This window comes from Bradyrhizobium sp. BRP20, from assembly GCF_020194215.1.
In the GTDB taxonomy this organism is placed as follows: domain Bacteria; phylum Pseudomonadota; class Alphaproteobacteria; order Rhizobiales; family Xanthobacteraceae; genus Bradyrhizobium; species Bradyrhizobium yuanmingense.
In genome coordinates this window covers 1-16,921 of record NZ_JADYVY010000015.1, presented here as the reverse complement: position 1 = coordinate 16,921, position 16,921 = coordinate 1, and the positions used below count along the sequence as shown (strand labels likewise).

General features: G+C 65.4%; 15 protein-coding genes and 1 pseudogene. 12 read left to right on the top strand and 4 right to left on the bottom strand.

Annotation, left to right across the window (positions count from 1 at the left end):
- Positions 1-180 precede the first annotated feature (180 nt).
- Entirely contained in the window at positions 181-1,383 is a 1,203-nt protein-coding gene (locus I6F33_RS28390) for a YbfB/YjiJ family MFS transporter (protein ID WP_225144795.1), read from the top strand.
- Positions 1,384-1,502: 119 nt separating this feature from the next.
- Here the strand turns inward: I6F33_RS28390 and I6F33_RS28385 are convergent, their stop codons facing one another.
- The 4 genes from I6F33_RS28385 to I6F33_RS28370 all read right to left on the bottom strand — a co-directional run bounded on the left by I6F33_RS28385 (position 1,503) and on the right by I6F33_RS28370 (position 4,765).
- Complete coding sequence (locus tag I6F33_RS28385; protein WP_225144794.1) at positions 1,503-2,285, bottom strand: molybdopterin-binding protein; 783 nt, start codon at positions 2,283-2,285, stop codon at positions 1,503-1,505.
- Between the two features lie 10 nt (positions 2,286-2,295).
- On the bottom strand, positions 2,296-2,925 hold the full coding sequence (locus I6F33_RS28380; protein WP_036002769.1) for a cytochrome b/b6 domain-containing protein: 630 nt from the start codon (positions 2,923-2,925) through the stop codon (positions 2,296-2,298).
- 182 nt (positions 2,926-3,107) lie between these two features.
- Positions 3,108-3,662 carry a fasciclin domain-containing protein gene (locus I6F33_RS28375; RefSeq protein ID WP_036024154.1) on the bottom strand — a complete coding sequence of 185 codons (555 nt, stop codon included), beginning with the start codon at positions 3,660-3,662 and terminating at the stop codon, positions 3,108-3,110.
- A gap of 341 nt (positions 3,663-4,003) precedes the next feature.
- Positions 4,004-4,765 (bottom strand): SDR family oxidoreductase, encoded by a 762-nt coding sequence (locus I6F33_RS28370; RefSeq protein WP_225144793.1) that lies wholly within the window; start codon positions 4,763-4,765, stop codon positions 4,004-4,006.
- An 86-nt stretch (positions 4,766-4,851) separates the two neighbouring features.
- On the opposite strand from I6F33_RS28370, the gene I6F33_RS28365 reads away from it, so the two are divergent.
- The 11 genes and pseudogenes from I6F33_RS28365 to I6F33_RS28315 all read left to right on the top strand — a co-directional run.
- On the top strand, positions 4,852-6,381 hold the full coding sequence (locus I6F33_RS28365) for a malonyl-CoA synthase (protein WP_109142022.1): 1,530 nt from the start codon (positions 4,852-4,854) through the stop codon (positions 6,379-6,381).
- 509 nt (positions 6,382-6,890) lie between these two features.
- On the top strand, positions 6,891-7,289 hold the full coding sequence (gene sdhC, locus I6F33_RS28360; RefSeq protein WP_036024159.1) for a succinate dehydrogenase, cytochrome b556 subunit: 399 nt from the start codon (positions 6,891-6,893) through the stop codon (positions 7,287-7,289).
- The gene (sdhD, locus tag I6F33_RS28355) at positions 7,286-7,702 is read left to right on the top strand and encodes a succinate dehydrogenase, hydrophobic membrane anchor protein (RefSeq protein WP_036002745.1); all 417 of its coding nucleotides are present in this window, start codon (positions 7,286-7,288) and stop codon (positions 7,700-7,702) included. Before sdhC ends, sdhD begins: the two co-directional genes overlap by 4 nt.
- 3 nt (positions 7,703-7,705) lie before the next feature.
- Positions 7,706-9,541 (top strand): succinate dehydrogenase flavoprotein subunit, encoded by a 1,836-nt coding sequence (gene sdhA, locus I6F33_RS28350; RefSeq protein WP_036002747.1) that lies wholly within the window; start codon positions 7,706-7,708, stop codon positions 9,539-9,541.
- Between the two features lie 42 nt (positions 9,542-9,583).
- Positions 9,584-10,366 (top strand): succinate dehydrogenase iron-sulfur subunit, encoded by a 783-nt coding sequence (locus I6F33_RS28345; protein ID WP_036002750.1) that lies wholly within the window; start codon positions 9,584-9,586, stop codon positions 10,364-10,366.
- Positions 10,367-10,554: 188 nt separating this feature from the next.
- The gene (locus tag I6F33_RS28340) at positions 10,555-12,699 is read left to right on the top strand and encodes a hybrid sensor histidine kinase/response regulator (protein ID WP_225144792.1); all 2,145 of its coding nucleotides are present in this window, start codon (positions 10,555-10,557) and stop codon (positions 12,697-12,699) included.
- Positions 12,700-12,753: 54 nt separating this feature from the next.
- Positions 12,754-14,700, top strand: a complete 1,947-nt coding sequence (locus I6F33_RS28335; RefSeq protein ID WP_225144791.1) for an ABC transporter ATP-binding protein/permease — start codon at positions 12,754-12,756, stop codon at positions 14,698-14,700.
- Positions 14,701-14,864: 164 nt separating this feature from the next.
- Complete coding sequence (locus I6F33_RS28330) at positions 14,865-15,689, top strand: FkbM family methyltransferase (RefSeq protein WP_225130292.1); 825 nt, start codon at positions 14,865-14,867, stop codon at positions 15,687-15,689.
- Positions 15,690-15,713: 24 nt separating this feature from the next.
- Positions 15,714-16,100 carry a VOC family protein gene (locus I6F33_RS28325; RefSeq protein ID WP_036002763.1) on the top strand — a complete coding sequence of 129 codons (387 nt, stop codon included), beginning with the start codon at positions 15,714-15,716 and terminating at the stop codon, positions 16,098-16,100.
- A gap of 82 nt (positions 16,101-16,182) precedes the next feature.
- Positions 16,183-16,425 carry a hypothetical protein gene (locus tag I6F33_RS28320; RefSeq protein WP_036002774.1) on the top strand — a complete coding sequence of 81 codons (243 nt, stop codon included), beginning with the start codon at positions 16,183-16,185 and terminating at the stop codon, positions 16,423-16,425.
- Positions 16,426-16,609: 184 nt separating this feature from the next.
- Positions 16,610-16,921, top strand: a pseudogene (locus I6F33_RS28315) (OmpA family protein); the annotation flags it as partial.

Below are 16,921 nucleotides of genomic sequence, written 5' to 3'. Positions count from 1 at the left end.
CGGGCCCGGAATCCATAGCCACCAGCCGGGGTTATGGATTCCGGGCTCGCGCTTCGCGCGCCCCGGAATGACGGCGCCGGAGTGCTAGAGCGGCGTTGCGCGCTTGGCAAGACACCATTGCCGCGCTGCGGCTGTGCAAGGCCGGCGGGGCCTGCCACACTGGCTAGGCCGGAGTACCCCTTGCACGCACCTGATCGCCCCCTGCCCGACGCACACCCCGCGCGGCTGATCCTGACCCTGTCGCTGGCAGCCACCGTGGGGCTCGGCATCGGCCGCTTTGCCTATGCGCTGGTGCTGCCGGACATGCGGGAGGACCTCGGCTGGTCCTACTCGGCGGCCGGTTTCATGAACACGATCAACGCCGTCGGCTATCTCGTGGGCGCGCTGGTGGCGTCCCGCCTGATCCGGCGCGTCGGCTGGGCCGCCGCGATCCGCGGCGGAACAATTGCCTGCGTCGCAGCGCTCGCCACCTGCGCTCTGACGGGGGATTTCGTCGCGCTGAGCCTGGCGCGCCTGGTGCTGGGCCTGGGCGCGGCGGCCGGCTTCGTCGCCGGCGGCGCGCTCGCCGCCACCATCGCCCAGTCGCGGCCCGAACGGGCCAACTTCCTGCTCAGCCTGTTCTATGCCGGACCCGGCATCGGCATTCTGTCCTCGGGGCTGATCGCCCCGTTCACGCTGCAACATTTTGGGCCGGGCTCGTGGTGGATCGTGTGGTGGGCGCTGACGCTGCTGTCGGTTGCGATGACGATCCCGCTGTTCCTGATCCGGATCGAGAGCGGCGCGCGCTTCTCTGAAGGCGGTCATGCCTCGTTCGCGATCCTGCCGGTGCTGATTTATCTGGCCGGCTATTTCTTGTTCGGCGCCGGCTACATCGCCTACATGACCTTCATGATCGCCTATGTGCGCGACGGCGGCGGCGGGGCCGCGGCGCAGGCGGCGTTCTGGGGGTTGATCGGTCTATCTGCGTTCGTGACGCCCTGGGCCTGGCGCGGCGTGCTGGCGCTCGACCGCGGCGGGCTCGCCACCGCCATCATCCTCGGCACCAACGCAGCTGGCGCAGCGCTGCCGATGCTCGGGCATTCGCCGGCCTGGCTCGCGGTCTCCGCGATCGTGTTCGGCGTCGCCTTTTTCGCCGTGGTCGGCTCGACCACCGCCTTCGTCCGCTTCAACTATCCGCCAGAGGTGTGGCCGACCGCGATCGCGGCGATGACGATCTCGTTCGGCGTCGGCCAGACGCTCGGGCCGATCGTGGTCGGCGCGATCACCGATGCGCTGGGGAGCCTGAGTTACGCGCTGAATGTGTCGGCGGCGCTATTGGCGCTGGGCGCGGTGGCGGCGTTGTGCCAGCGGAAGGTGGGGCCGGCCAAGCAATCGGTGCCGTAGGGTGGATTAGCGAAGCGTAATCCACCAACTTCGCTCGGCAACTGCGGAAGTATGGTGGATTACGCCCACCGACTGCGCTTCGCGCAGCCGCTCGGCTAATCCACCCTACGACAGCGGAGCTAGCTCCCGCTGAACGAATTATACCCCTGGTCTTCCCAATAGCCGCCCTTGTAATCGTTGGTGACTTCCATCGAGACCACGTATTTCGGGTTCTTGAAGCCGAGCTTGGTCGGCACGCGGATCTTCATCGGAAAGCCGTAAGCGCGCGGCAGGATCTCGTTTGCGTATTTGAACGTCATCTGGGTCTGCGGATGCAGCGCACTGCGCATGTCAAGCGGCGAGTTGTAGCCGTCCTTGTCGGCGCACTGGAACCAGACATAATTCGCGCGCGTGTCGGCGCCGATCAGCTTGAGGAAATCGCGCAAGGGCGTGCCGGTCCAGCTGCCGATCGCGCTCCAGCCCTCGACGCAGATATGGCGCGTGATCTGCGTGACCTGGGGCAGCTTGTAGAGCTCGTCCAGCGTCCAGGACTTTTTGTTGTCGACGAGGCCGCGCACCTCGAGCTTCCAATCCGCGGCCGAGATGTCAGGCGCGTCGTCGAGATCGTAATAGGCGTTGAACGGGAAGGGCTTGGTGATCGCGCTTTCGGGGAAGGTCGGCGCCAGCGCGTGGGGATTGAACATCCAGGCCTGCACCGCGTCGTTGAACTTCGAGACCTTCGCCAGCATGGTCTCGGCCGAGGACGAGTCGATCACGTCGCAGCCGGTGAGCAGCGTCAGTGCGCCCAGGCTGGCGCCGCCCGCAATGAAGCGGCGGCGGGTGACGTCTGGCATCGTCTTGAGGGAATCCTTGATCAGGAGCCGCTTGTCGACGCCGGGAATCAGGAACGGGCGCTTCGCCATATTCTCCTCCTCAGCGACCGATGATCATCGCGCGCAGACTCTTCGGCACGAGCAGCGCAAGCAAGACGTGGACGACCAGAAACGCGCAGATCGCGGCCATGCAGAAGAAGTGGACATAGCGCGCGGCCGGATAATCGCCGAACAGCATCACGAGATAATAAAGCTGAACGGGCTTCCAAATCGCAAGGCCCGACAGCACGATCAGCACGCCGACCACGATGATGCCGGCATAGAGCAGCCGCTGCACGTAATTGTAGACGGTGAGATCGTCATGGCCGAGCTTGAAGGTCAGCGCCGCCCTGACGTCGTGGAGCACGCCTGATGCCGTGATCGGCAGCAGCTTCTTGCGGAAGCGGCCGGTAGCGATGCCGGTGACGAGATAGGCGAGGCCGTTGATCATCAGCAGCCACATCGCCGCAAAATGCCAGAGCAGGCCGCCGCCGAGCCAGCCGCCCAGCGTGTACTCGCGCGGAAAGCGGAAGTCGAACAGCGGCGAGGCGTTGTAGATCTGCCAGCCCGACAGGATCATCAGGATCATGGCGAGCGCGTTGATCCAATGCATGACCCGCACCCAGGCCGGCTGGATCACTTTGGACTTGGTGGCCGTGACCTGCTCGTCGGTGACTGTGAGGCTCGCCATGGCGGGTTCCATCCTGAGGTCGTGTGACAGCGATTATACGCCGGTGTTTCGGCTTTCGTTACATCCCGTTCGCCATCGAATCGATGTCGTGAGGCTATTGTGGTCACAAAAGAGCGAGCCGGGTATCCCCGGCTCGCGGTCTGAGGACGTCCTGTTCGGGGATGAAACAGGATCGCGCGGTGTTACGTCGCCGGCATCAGCACGGTATCGACCACATGGATCACGCCGTTCGACTGGTTGACGTTGGTGATCGTCACCATCGAGGTGCCGCCCTTGGCGTCGACGATCCAGACCTTGCCGTCCATTTTCTTCACCGTCAGCTCCTCGCCTTCGGCGGTCTTCAGCTTCTTGCCGTCGGTGAGGTCGGAAGCCGCGAGCTTACCGGGCACGACATGGTAGGTGAGGATCTTGGTCAGCGTTGCCTTGTTCTCGGGCTTGACCAGGTTGTCGACGGTGCCGGCCGGCAGCTTGCCGAAGGCGGCGTTGGTCGGCGCGAACACCGTGAACGGGCCCTTGCCTTCGAGCGTCGGCACCAGGCCGGCCGCCTTCACCGCCGCCACCAGCGTGGTGTGATCCTTGGAGTTGACCGCGTTCTGGACGATGTTCTTGGACGGGTACATCGCGGCGCCGCCGACCATGACGGTCTTTTCCTCGGCACTGGCGGGCGCGACGACGGTCGCGGTGAGGGCCAGGGCGCTGAAGGCGGCGGCAGCGAGATAGGCAATGCGCTTCGACATGAGAGAGTCTCCCGATTGAATTGAGACCGGCGTTGGCCGGCGTTGAGTTGAGCAACAACGGCGCCTGCGACAGTTAAGGGTGATGCAGCAGTGCCGTCGTTGGACCGAACTACGGGAGGGTTTCAGGTGCGGTTTCGGGGAAAAATTCTTTGTGATGGGTGAAACTATCGGCGGGGATGTTCGTGTGCGAACGAGAGCACCCGGACAAGCGTAGCGAAGCAGTAGGGTGGGCAAAGCGAAGCGTGCCCACCAAACGCAAATGCGGAGAGAGATGGTGGGCACGGCGCTTCGCGCCTTTGCCCATCCTGCGACGGCGTACCCGTTGAGGCAGTGTCCTCGCCTCAATCCCTGTTGTTCGGCGTCTGAATGAACCCGCGATTATGCGTCGGGCTGATCAGCACTTCGTTGATGCAGACCCGCGCCGGCATGCTCGCGATGAAGGCGATGGTACGGCCGAGATCTTCGGGCTGCAGCATCTTCGCCTGCTCGGCTTCGCTCGGCACCACCGGTCGCAGCTTCAGGATCGGCGTCGCCACCTCGCCCGGCATCAGGCAGCAGGCGCGCAGGCCGTTGACGCATTCGTCCATGTTGAAGGAATGGGTCAGCGCCAGCACCGCGTGCTTGGTGGTGGTGTAGGCCGGGCCCGGCATCTTCGAGACGTGACGGCCGGCCCAGGACGAGACGTTGATGATGGAACCGTCCTGCTGCTTGCGCATCGTCGGCAGCACGGCGCGCATGCAATAGAGCACGCCGTTGAGATTGACCTGGACCAGTCTGTCCCAGCCCTCCAGCTCCATGTCCTTCCAGCTGCGCTTGGGAACATTGATGCCGGCGTTGTTCACCAGCAGATCGATGCGGCCGTGCCGGGCGACGATATCATCCGCCGCCTTCTGCGCCTCGGTGGCCTTGGACACGTCCAGCGCGATCGCCTCGGCCGCGCCGCCCGCTTTCGTGATCTTCGCGACCACGGCATCCAGCGCATCCTTGCGGCGTCCCGACACCACCACCGTCCAGCCGTCGGCAGCTAACGCCTCCGCGCCGGCCTCCCCGATCCCGCTGCCACCGCCCGTGACCCAGGCCACGCGTTTCCCGCTTTTTGACATGCAATCTGTCTCCGTTGCTTGATCGGGGCGGTTTTTGCTAATCCAGCCCGCGGTTTTGACCGGCCTGTGCCGGCGAGGAATGTTGCATGAACCAAGCTGCCAACGCCAATTTGTTTTCCCGCCTGTTCGAGGGCCTCGCCGATCCGAAGCGGCTCGCGATCGAGACGCATGACGGCGCGCATATCAGCTATGGCGATCTGATCGCGCGCGCGGGCCAGATGGCGAACGTGCTGGTCGCGCGCGGCGTGAAGCCGGGCGACCGCGTCGCGGTACAGGTGGAGAAGTCGGTCGCCAATATCGTGCTGTATCTCGGCACGGTGCGCGCCGGCGCGGTCTATCTGCCGCTGAACACGGCCTATACGCTGAACGAGCTCGACTACTTCATCGGCGATGCCGAGCCGTCGCTGGTGGTCTGCGATCCCGCCAAGGCGGAGGGGCTCGCGCCGATCGCAGGCAAGGTGAGGGCGAAGGTCGAGACGCTCGGGGCTGACGGCAAGGGCTCGCTGACGGAGGCCGCCGACAAAGCGAGCCGCGAATTCACGACGGTGCCGCGTGAAAGCGACGATCTTGCCGCGATCCTCTACACCTCGGGTACCACCGGCCGCTCCAAGGGCGCGATGCTGACGCATGACAATCTCGCGTCGAACTCGCTCTCGCTCGTCGACTATTGGCGCTTCACCGACAAGGACGTCCTGATCCACGCGCTGCCGATCTACCACACCCACGGCCTGTTCGTGGCGACCAACGTGACGCTGTTCGCCCGCGCCTCGATGATCTTCCTGCCGAAGCTCGATCCGGACCTGATCATCAAGCTGATGGCGCGCGCCACGGTGTTGATGGGCGTGCCGACCTTCTACACCCGCCTGCTGCAGAACCCTGCGCTGTCGCATGAGACGACGAAGCACATGCGGCTGTTCATCTCGGGCTCGGCGCCGCTGCTCGCCGACACCCATCGCGAATGGTCGGCGCGCACGGGACATGCCGTGCTCGAGCGCTACGGCATGACCGAGACCAACATGAACACGTCGAACCCGTATGACGGCGAGCGCGTGCCCGGCGCAGTCGGCTTTCCGCTGCCGGGCGTCTCCGTGCGCGTGACCGATCCCGAGACAGCGAAAGAGCTGCCGCGCGACGAAATCGGCATGATCGAGGTGAAGGGGCCGAACGTCTTCAAGGGCTATTGGCGCATGCCGGAGAAGACCAAGGCCGAATTCCGGCCCGACGGCTTCTTCATCACCGGCGATCTCGGCAAGATCGACGCCAAGGGTTACGTGCACATCCTCGGACGCGGCAAGGATCTCGTGATCTCCGGCGGCTTCAACGTCTACCCGAAGGAGATCGAGAGCGAGATCGACGCCATGCCTGGCGTGGTGGAGTCGGCCGTGATCGGCGTGCCGCACGCCGATTTCGGCGAGGGCGTCACGGCCGTGCTGGTGCGCCAGCCCGGCGCGAGCATCGATGAAGCGGCCGTGCTGAAGGGCCTCGACGGGCGCCTCGCGAAATTCAAGATGCCGAAGCGGGTCTTCGTGGTCGACGAGCTGCCGCGCAATACGATGGGCAAGGTGCAGAAGAACGTGCTGCGCGAAACGTACAAGGATATTTACGCGAAGAAGTGAGAGAGCTCCGCTCTGTCGGCGTCATTGCGAGGAGCTCTTGCGACGAAGCAAGCCGGCTGCCGAGACCAACAGATAGCACCTGACACGTCGCACGGTCGGGCTGGGGTGGAATGCAGGGTGCGCATATCCGCCCGGAGCGCGGGAACCGGTGCGCGTGCCGGGAGTCGCCGTGGGTCGCAGCCGGGACGGTTTACCCTCGGCATCGTCCCCTCGCACGTTGCGGCCGCACGGGCCCAAGGCGGCTTAGAGGCGTTCCAATAGCGATTTCAATGCGCCGTACGCTCGCGCCAAAGAGATGAATTTGGATTCCTATGTTCGTTGGCGGACCGATGGGCTGGTATACCAAGGGCCTGATTGGCCTTGGTTCATCAAGGCCATAGAGCTGAACCACAATTCGGTTTATGGCGATTTGGTGATTGCGCAGGCCAGATCGACTCCGTAAATAGAGCCCACCTTTCGCGATCCCCGCGCGCCCCATGCTGGGCCGCAACAAACATCAAAAGCCGCCCATGACCGCACGGATCGAACGACCGCTTTCGCCGCACATCCAAACCTATCGCTGGACGCTGACGATGGCTCTATCCATCGTGCACCGCGCCACCGGTATCGCCCTTTACGTCGGAACCCTGCTGCTGGTCTGGTGGCTGGTTGCGGCGGCCTCCGGCCCGGCCGCCTATGCCCATGTCCAGGCTTTCTCCAGCAGCATCATCGGCCGGCTGATTGTGTTCGGCTACACCTGGGCCCTGATGCACCACATGCTCAGCGGCATCCGGCATTTCGTCTGGGATCTCGGCTACGGCTTCAAGGCCAACGAGCGCGAAGCGCTGACCTGGGGCGCCCTGGTCGGCGGCATCGCACTGACGGTGCTGATCTGGATCATCGCCTATGCAAACGGAGGCGGCCGATGAGCTTTGACGAATCCCACGGCTCTCCGAAGCGTCCCTCGATGCGCACCCCGCTCGGGCGCGTCCGCAATCTCGGCGCCGCGCATTCCGGCACGTCCGATTTCTGGCGCCAGCGCATCACCGGCGTCGCCATGACGCTGCTGATGATCCCGGCGCTGGTCATCATCATGATGCTGCTCGGCCGCAACCAGGTCTACGCGGCGCAGACCCTGAGCTCCATTCCCGTTGCGGTGATCCTGCTCCTCTTCATCTTCGCCAGCGCCTGGCACATGAAGATCGGCATGCAGGTGGTGATCGAGGACTACGTCCATAACGAGAAGCTCAAGCTCACCGCGATCATGCTCAACAATTTCTTCTCGGTCGCCGTGGCGCTCGCCTCGACCTACGCGATCCTGAAGCTTTCTTCCGGAGTGTAACCCATGGCCGCTGAGACCAATGGCAAGGGCAACGGCGCTCCCGCCACCAACGGAAAAGCCTATCCGATCGAAGACCATACCTACGACGTCGTCGTGGTCGGCGCCGGCGGTGCCGGCCTGCGCGCCGTCGTCGGCTGCAGCGAAGCCGGCCTCCGCACCGCCTGCATCACCAAGGTGTTTCCGACCCGTTCGCACACGGTCGCGGCGCAGGGCGGCATCTCCGCTTCGCTCGGCAACATGCACAAGGACGACTGGCGCTGGCACATGTACGACACCGTGAAGGGGTCGGACTGGCTCGGGGACCAGGACGCGATCGAATACATGGTGCGCAACGCGCCCGACGCGGTCTACGAGCTCGAGCATTGGGGCGTGCCGTTCTCGCGCACCGAGGACGGCAAGATCTACCAGCGTCCGTTCGGCGGCATGACCACCGAGTTCGGCAAGGCCCAGGCGCAGCGCACCTGCGCCGCCGCCGACCGCACCGGCCACGCCATGCTGCACACGATGTACGGCCAGTCGCTGCGCCACGCGGCCGAGTTCTTCATCGAGTTCTTCGCCATCGACCTGATCATGGACGACCAGGGCACCTGCCGCGGCGTCATCGCGCTCAAGCTCGACGACGGCACGCTGCACCGTTTCCGCGCCCAGACCACGATCCTGGCGACCGGCGGCTATGGCCGCGCCTATGCCTCCTGCACCTCGGCGCACACCTGCACCGGCGATGGCGGCGGCATGGTGCTGCGCGCCGGCCTGCCGATGCAGGACATGGAGTTCGTGCAGTTCCATCCGACCGGCATCTACGGCTCGGGCTGTCTCGTCACCGAGGGTGCGCGCGGCGAAGGCGGCTATCTCGTCAACGCCGAAGGCGAGCGGTTCATGGAGCGCTATGCGCCGTCGGCCAAGGACCTCGCCTCGCGCGACGTGGTCTCGCGCGCGATGACCATCGAGATCCGCGAGGGACGCGGCGTCGGCAAGAAGAAGGACCACATCTTCCTGCATCTCGACCATCTCGATCCCGCCGTGCTCGCCGAACGCCTGCCGGGCATCTCGGAATCGGCCAAGATCTTCGCCAATGTCGACGTGACGCGCGAGCCGATCCCGATCGTGCCGACCGTGCATTACAACATGGGCGGCATCCCCACGAACTATCACGGCGAGGTGCTGACCAAGAAGGACGGCGACGACAACGCGGTGATCCCCGGCCTGATGGCGATCGGCGAAGCGGCCTGCGTCTCCGTGCACGGCGCCAACCGCCTCGGCTCCAACTCGCTGATTGACCTCGTCGTGTTCGGCCGCGCCGCCGCCTTGCGCCTCGCCGAAAAGCTCACGCCCAATGCCAAGCAGCCCGAGCTGCCGACGAACTCGGCCGAGATGGCGCTCGGCCGCCTCGACCATTACCGCTACGCCTCAGGCGGCACGCCGACCGCGAAGCTGCGCGAAGGCATGCAGCACGTGATGCAGAACAATTGCGCGGTGTTCCGCACCGGCGAAGTGCTGAGCGAAGGCCAGAACCTGATCGCGAAGGTCCACAGCGGCATCACCGACATCGCCGTCTCCGACCGCTCGCTGGTCTGGAATTCGGACCTCGTCGAGACGCTGGAGTTCGACAATCTGATCTCGCAGGCGGTGGTGACGATGAACTCGGCCGCCAACCGCACCGAGAGCCGCGGCGCCCATGCCCGCGAGGACTTCTCCGAGCGCGACGACAAGAACTGGATGAAGCACACGCTGGCCTGGCTGGACGATGCCGGCAAGGTCAGGATCGAGTATCGCCCGGTTCACAACTACACCATGACCAACGACGTGCAGTACATCCCGCCCAAAGCTCGCGTTTACTAAACGTCGCGCGTGTATTGATCGAACAGCGAAGGCCTTAATCGAATGGTTGAATTCGCACTTCCGAAGAACTCCAAGATCACTGGCGGCAAGACCTGGCCGAAGCCCCCGGGCGCGACCGAGCTCCGCGAGTTCAAGGTCTATCGCTGGAATCCGGACGACGGCAAGAATCCAAGCGTCGATACCTATTACATCGACACCAATGATTGCGGCCCGATGGTGCTGGACGGCCTGATCTGGATCAAGAACCACATCGACCCGTCGCTGACCTTCCGCCGCTCCTGCCGTGAAGGCGTCTGCGGCTCCTGCGCGATGAACATCGACGGCCAGAACACGCTGGCCTGCACCAAGTCGATGCACGACGTGAAGGACGGCGCGGTGAAGATCAACCCGCTGCCGCATCAGCCGGTGGTGAAGGACCTCGTCCCCGACCTCACCAATTTCTACGCGCAATACGCCTCGGTCGAGCCCTGGCTGAAGACGACCTCGCCGACGCCGCAGAAGGAATGGCGCCAGAGCCACGAGGACCGCGAGAAGCTCGACGGCCTCTACGAGTGCATCCTCTGCGCCTGCTGCTCGACCTCCTGCCCGAGCTATTGGTGGAACAGCGAGCGTTATCTCGGCCCCGCCGCGCTGCTCCAGGCCAACCGCTGGGTCTCGGATTCGCGCGACGAGGCCACCGGCGAGCGGCTCGACAATCTCGAGGACCCGTTCCGGCTCTATCGCTGCCACACCATCATGAACTGCGCCAAGGCCTGCCCGAAGGGCCTCAACCCGGCCGAAGCCATCGCCGAGCTCAAGCTCAAGATGGTCGAACGCCAGATCTGAGGCGAAGTCCCCCCCTTCCGCCCCGGCTAAACCGGCCGGGGTGTTCTGCATTTGCCGTTAATTCGAGCAGAATTTTTCTCTGACCCGCTCGACGCGCAAATTTCCGGCTCGCAACCAACGGTTCCAGCACAAGCTGCTTCCTTCCTTGCGCGGGATTCAGTTAAGCTCCCGTCAGGGACGGAGCGACTGTGCAGAGGGCGCAACGCAACTCGCTGAGGCTGTTGCAGTGGATGATGGCGGCATCCCTGGCGCTGCCGATTGCGCTGTTCGTCGTCGCCGCCGCGATCTCCTACACATCGACCAACGATACCGCCGACCGCGAGATCGAGCGCACGGTCGATGTCGCCCATGAGCACGCGCTCAAGGTCTTCGAGACCATCGACCGCAGCCTCGCCGAGCTCAACGAGGTCGTGCGCGGCCTGCCCGACGGCATCATCCGCGAGCGCGAGCCGACGCTGCATCGCCGGCTGAAGCGGCTGACCGATTCGCTGCCGCAGCTCAAATCGGCCTGGATCTTCGACGCGAACGGAAAGGCGCTGGTCAACAGCCTCGTCTCGCCGCCACCGGACCTGAGCTTTGCCGACCGCGATTACTTCTATTCCCATGTCGACCAGAGCATCGGCACGTTCATCGGCACGGCGCTGACGCCACGACCGCCCTATCAAGGCGCCCGCTTCTTCGGAGTCAGCCGCCGCCGCGACTCCGATGACGGCCGCTTCATCGGCGTGATCCAGGCCTCCGTGCTGCCGGAATATTTTGAAAGCTTCTATGCCAGGATCGGCACCGACCCCGGCAGCTTCTTCGCGATGGGGCGCACCGACGGGGCAATGCTCGCGCATTTTCCCCGGCTCGACCACGAGCTTCGGCTCGATCCGACCGGACCGGTGGGCCAGAAGATCGCGACCCAGCCCGTGCACGGCCTCATCACGGTCGCCTGGCCCTCGGACGGGATCGAGCGGCGCATCGCCTACCGGCGCGTCGCCGAATATCCGATCTATGTCAGCGCCGGGTTGGAAACGTCTGCGATCCGCGCACGCTGGCTCGCCACCATCGGCCAGCATCTGGTGTTCGGCATTCCCGCCACCGCGCTGCTGTTCCTGCTGCTGGTGCTCGCTCTGCGGCGCACCCAGCACCTTCAGGCCGAAGCTGCAAAGCGGCGCGAGGCCGAGGAGGCGCTCAAGCACAGTCAGCGCCTGGAAGCGCTCGGCCAGCTCACCGGCGGCGTCGCGCACGACTTCAACAACCTCCTGACGGTGATCCGTGCTTCGGTCGATCTCTTGAACCGTCCGCAGCTGACGGAGGAGCGGCGACAACGCTACATCACGGCCATTGCCGATTCGGTGGCGCGTGCGGCCAAGCTGACTTCGCAATTGCTCGCCTTTGCGCGGCGCCAGACCCTCAAGCCGGAGGTGTTCGACGTCGGCGCACGGGTGCAGTCGCTGCACGACATGCTCGCCACGCTACTGGGCCCCGCGATCGAGATCGTCATGCAACTGCCGGCGGAACCGTGCCTCATCAATGCCGATGCCAGCCAGTTCGAGACGGCCCTGATCAACATGGCGACCAATGCGCGCGATGCCATGCAGGGCCAGGGGCGAATCGTTTTCAGGGTCGAGGCCACGACGACCGTTCCGGACGCGCTGGTGCAGCTTTCGGCCAGCCCGGACCACGGCTTCGTCCGCGTCACCGTCAGCGACACCGGCGTCGGCATTCCCGCCGCGCGGCTCGGCCGCATCTTCGAGCCGTTCTTCACCACCAAGCAGGTCGGCCGCGGCACCGGCCTCGGTCTGTCCCAGGTGTTCGGCTTCGCCCGGCAGTCCGGCGGCGAGGTGACCGTGACGAGCGAGGTGGGGCACGGCAGCACCTTCTCGCTCTATCTGCCGCGCGTGCCGCCGGGCCTGCTGCCGCAGCGCCAGGCTCCCAACACGGCGCCGGCGGTGGCCGGCAGCGGCATGTCGGTGCTGGTGGTCGAGGACAATATCGAGCTGGCCAATTTCGCCGCCGACGGGCTCACCGAGCTCGGCTACAGCATCACGTTGGTCGACAACGCGGCCGACGCGCTCGCCGAGCTCGTCGTGGACACCGACCGCTTCGATGTCGTGTTCTCGGACGTGGTGATGCCCGGCATGACCGGGCTCGATCTGGCGCAGGCGATCCGCGAGCGCAGCCTCGGCGTGCCGGTCGTGCTGACCACCGGCTACAGCCAGGCCCTGTCGCAGGAGGGTACAGGCGGCTGCGACCTCGTGCAAAAGCCTTATACGATCGAGGAATTGTCGCGCGTTCTGCATCGGGCGGCGCGGATCCGGCGCGTCAGGAACGGCGCCGCCGAATAGGGGCACGCGGAACTCTCGTGGGAACCGGCCGAGTTCCCTTGGCGTTGTCCGCTCATGTACAAGCCGGCCGCGACGCGTGAAAAGGGCAAGAAGCCGCCCATCATCGACATCCAGGGCGAGAACGGCGACGAAGTGACACCGCCGCCGCCCGAACTGGTCGAACCCGACCCCGAATTGTCACCCGAGGCAGCCGAGCAGGTCCGCAAGGATTATCTGCTGACACGGTTCTGGATCAGCGCCCGCGGCTTCTGGGGCCGCAACGGCGACCGCCTCGCCTGGCCGTTCTCGGTTGGTCTCGGCCTGCTGATCGTGCTGACCGTCGGCTTCCAATACGGCATCAATGTCTGGAATCGCGCGATCTTCGACGCCATCGAGAAGCGCGATGCGGCGAGCGTCTTCCATCTCACCGCAATGTTCTTCCCGCTCGCGATCGGCAGCATCGTGCTCGCAGTCGTGCAGGTGTTCGCGCGCATGGGCATCCAGCGACGCTGGCGCGCCTGGCTGACGGCGAGCGTGCTGACACGGTGGCTCAAGAACGGGCGCTACTATCAGCTCAACCTTGTCGGCGGCGACCACAAGAATCCCGAATACCGGATCGCGGAGGATTTGCGGATTGCGACCGACTCCCCCGTCGACTTCCTCGCCGGCGTGACGTCGGCGCTGCTGTCGGCCGCGACCTTCATCGTCGTGCTCTGGACCATCGGCGGGGCACTTACCGTCACGCTCGGCGGTTCGTCGGTGACCATTCCCGGCTTCCTCGTGATCGCCGCGATGCTGTACGCCGCGATCGCATCCGGATCGATCGTGGTGATCGGCCGGCGCTTCGTGCAGGTCTCCGAGGGCAAGAACCAGGCCGAAGCCGAGTTCCGCTACACCCTGACGCGCGTGCGCGAGAACGGCGAGAGCATCGCCCTGCTCGGCGGCGAGGAGGAGGAGCGCGACGGCATCGATCGCAATTTCACGAGCGTGCTGCGGCAATGGGCGCGCCTTGCCGGCCAGCACATGCGCACCACGCTGGTGTCGCAAGGATCGAGCCTCGTTGCGCCGGTCGTGCCGCTTCTGCTCTGCGCGCCAAAGTTCCTCGACGGCAGCATGACGCTGGGCCAGGTGATGCAGGCCGCGTCCGCCTTCACGATCGTGCAGAGCGCGTTCGGCTGGCTGGTCGACAATTATCCGCGGCTCGCCGACTGGAATGCCTGTGCGCGGCGCATCGCCTCGCTGATGATGTCGCTCGACGGCCTCGAGCGCGCCGAGCAGGGCGACGGCCTCGGCCGCATCAAGCGCGGCGAGACCAGCAACGAGGCCATGCTAGAGCTGAAGGATCTCTCGGTCACGCTCGACGACGGCACCGCCGTAGTCGGCGAGACCGAGGTGGTGATCGAGCCCGGCGAGCGGCTGCTGGTCGCCGGCGAATCCGGCACCGGCAAGAGCACGCTGGTGCGCGCCATCGCCGGGCTGTGGCCGTGGGGCGGCGGCAGCGTGAATTTCCATGCCGATCGCCGGCTGTTCATGCTGCCGCAGCGGCCCTATGTGCCCTCCGGCTCCTTGCGGCGGGCGGTCGCCTATCCCGGCGCGGCCGACCACTGGACTTTGGACGAGATCGGCGCAGCCCTGCACAAGGTCGGCCTCGATCATCTCAAGGAGAAGATCGAGGAGGAGGCACCGTGGGACCAGACCTTGTCGGGCGGCGAGAAGCAGCGCCTCGCCTTTGCGCGGCTGCTCTTGCACAACCCCGACATCGTCGTGCTCGATGAGGCGACCTCGGCGCTCGACGAGAAGAGCCAGGACAAGATGATGCAGATGATCACCGAGGCGCTGCCGAAGGCGACCATCGTCAGCGTCGCGCATCGCGCCGAGCTGGAGGCTTTCCACAGCCGCAAGATCGTGCTGGAGCGGCGCAAGGGCGGCGCCAAGCTCGTCAGCGACATCGACCTGATTCCGCGCAAGGGCCGGCGCCGGCTGCTGGGGCGGTTCTTGCGGCAGCGCAAGAAGGCGGCGTGAGGTTCGCGGCGTGTAGCCCGGATGGAGCGCAGCACAATCCGGGAAGATCTATCCGTCAGCAAGAATCCCGGATTTCGCTGCGCTCCATCCGGGCTACGGACCTGAAGTTGGAGTCCTCGTCAAAACCGGTTATGCATGCGCCGCCTGCAACGAGGATCTGCTGCTTGACGTCCGACAATGCCCCTTCGCCCGCGCCGTTCGGTGCGTTTGCGCCCAATGCGGCGCAGGCTGCGATCATCCGCCTCGCTCAACGGTCGGGACTGAAGCGCGGCGCGTTCCGGCCGTGGATGTCGCGGCTGGTCAACCTGCTGCGCAGCGGCCCGGTCGACGTGCAATATCAGGGCGCCTCGTTCCGCTTCCATCACCAGGGCAGCGCGACCGAGCGCGGCGCGCTGTTCAATCCCGACTACAATCTCGACGAGCTCGACTTCCTGCGCCAGCACACCCCTGCGGGCGGCACGTTCGTCGATGTCGGCGCCAATGTCGGCACTTTCGCACTGGTGATGGCGCGGCAGGTCGGGCCATCCGGACAAGTGGTGGCGATCGAGCCGCATCCGCTGACCTTCGGACGGCTCTCGTTCAACCACGCCGCATCGAAGACGCCGCAGGTGCGCCTGGTGCAGGCCGCCGCGGGCGAGCGCGACGGCGAGCTGATGATCGAGAGCGGCGGCGGCAACCTCGGCGCCACCCACGTCGTCACCGGCACGGCCAGTGCCGAGGCCATCAAGGTGCCGTCGCTGCGCTTGGTGCGCATTCTGGAGGAGGCCGGCGTCGGCCAAGTCGATTCGCTGAAGATCGACGTCGAGGGCTTTGAGGACCGCGTGCTGATCGGCTTCTTCCGCGACGCGCCGCAATCGCTCTGGCCACGTGCGGTGGTGATCGAGCATCTGTCACAAAACGAATGGCAGCAGGATTGTATTGCCGACATGGTCGGGCGCGGCTTTACGATCGCACGCAAGACACGAAGCAATACGTTTTTGTCCCGCTGACGGGTACGAACAAGGGAGGTTGCGATGATCGATCATCTGGGATTCTCCGTCTCCGACTATGAGCGCGCCAAGGCGTTCTATGCGAAGGCACTGGCGCCGCTCGGCTACAGCCTGATCATGGAGGTCACTGCCGAGCAGACCGGACACGCTGCGGCTGCAGGCTTCGGTGCCGACGGCAAGCCCGATTTCTGGATCGGGGGCGAGGGCGCGATGAACAAGCCGGTGCATGTCGCCATCCGCGCCAATGACCGCGCCACCGTCGATGCGTTCTACAAGACGGCGATGGCGGCCGGCGGCCGCGACAACGGCCCGCCCGGCATCCGCCCGCATTATCACGCGAACTATTACGGCGCCTTCGTGCTCGACCCCGACGGCCACAACATCGAAGCGGTCTGCCACACGCCGGAATAATCCGGTCTCCGAAGCGATGTGACGCGGAACATCGGTGCTGCACCTTCGTTGTTGTTCTCTGACAACGATCCCGATGATGCCGATGCCGATTGAACCGCCCGAGATTCCGCCGTCGACGCCCGGTACGCCGACTGAGCCGCCGCCCGGAATCCCGCCCGGCAATCCGCAGCCCGAAATCACGCCGCCGGTGCGCGAGCCCGGCTCGCCGCCGCGGCCCGACGAATTGCCGGGCCGCATGCCTGAGGAGATCCCATCGCGCGGACCGAACGGGCCGCTCACGCCCAATCCTGCGACGGATGCGATTCCGCCGCGCGATCACGCGTGAAGCAGCGAAGCAATGTCAGGCGATTGCCACCAGCGTCTGAATGCGCAATGAACGTTGCCATAGTGAGATGATTTGGGTGCAGAAATAAATCGGGTCGCAGTTGCATCGCCCGCCACAATGCGGCCTAACGCTTGGCCGTTCATCCCGACACTTCGACAAAGAACCTTCCGGGGAAGTTCACCACATGACCAACCTTCGTTTCGTGCTGCTTGCGACGACGGCTCTGACCGCGATGCAATTGGCCAACACCGCATCGCATGCGCAAGATGCTGCGCCGTTCGTCGTCGCTCAGGCCCAGCCGCAGGACGCGGGCCCTGACGGAAGACCGAAGCAGCCGCCGAAGGGACCGCCAGGCGCGGCGGCGCCTGCAGCACCCGCACGCCCCGCGGCTCCGCCGCCGGCGGCTGCACCGCCCCAGCCGCCTGCAGCTCCTCCGCCGGCCGCAGCACCGCCGCGCCCGGCAGCGCCGCCACCGCCTCCGCCTCCCCCTGCGGCC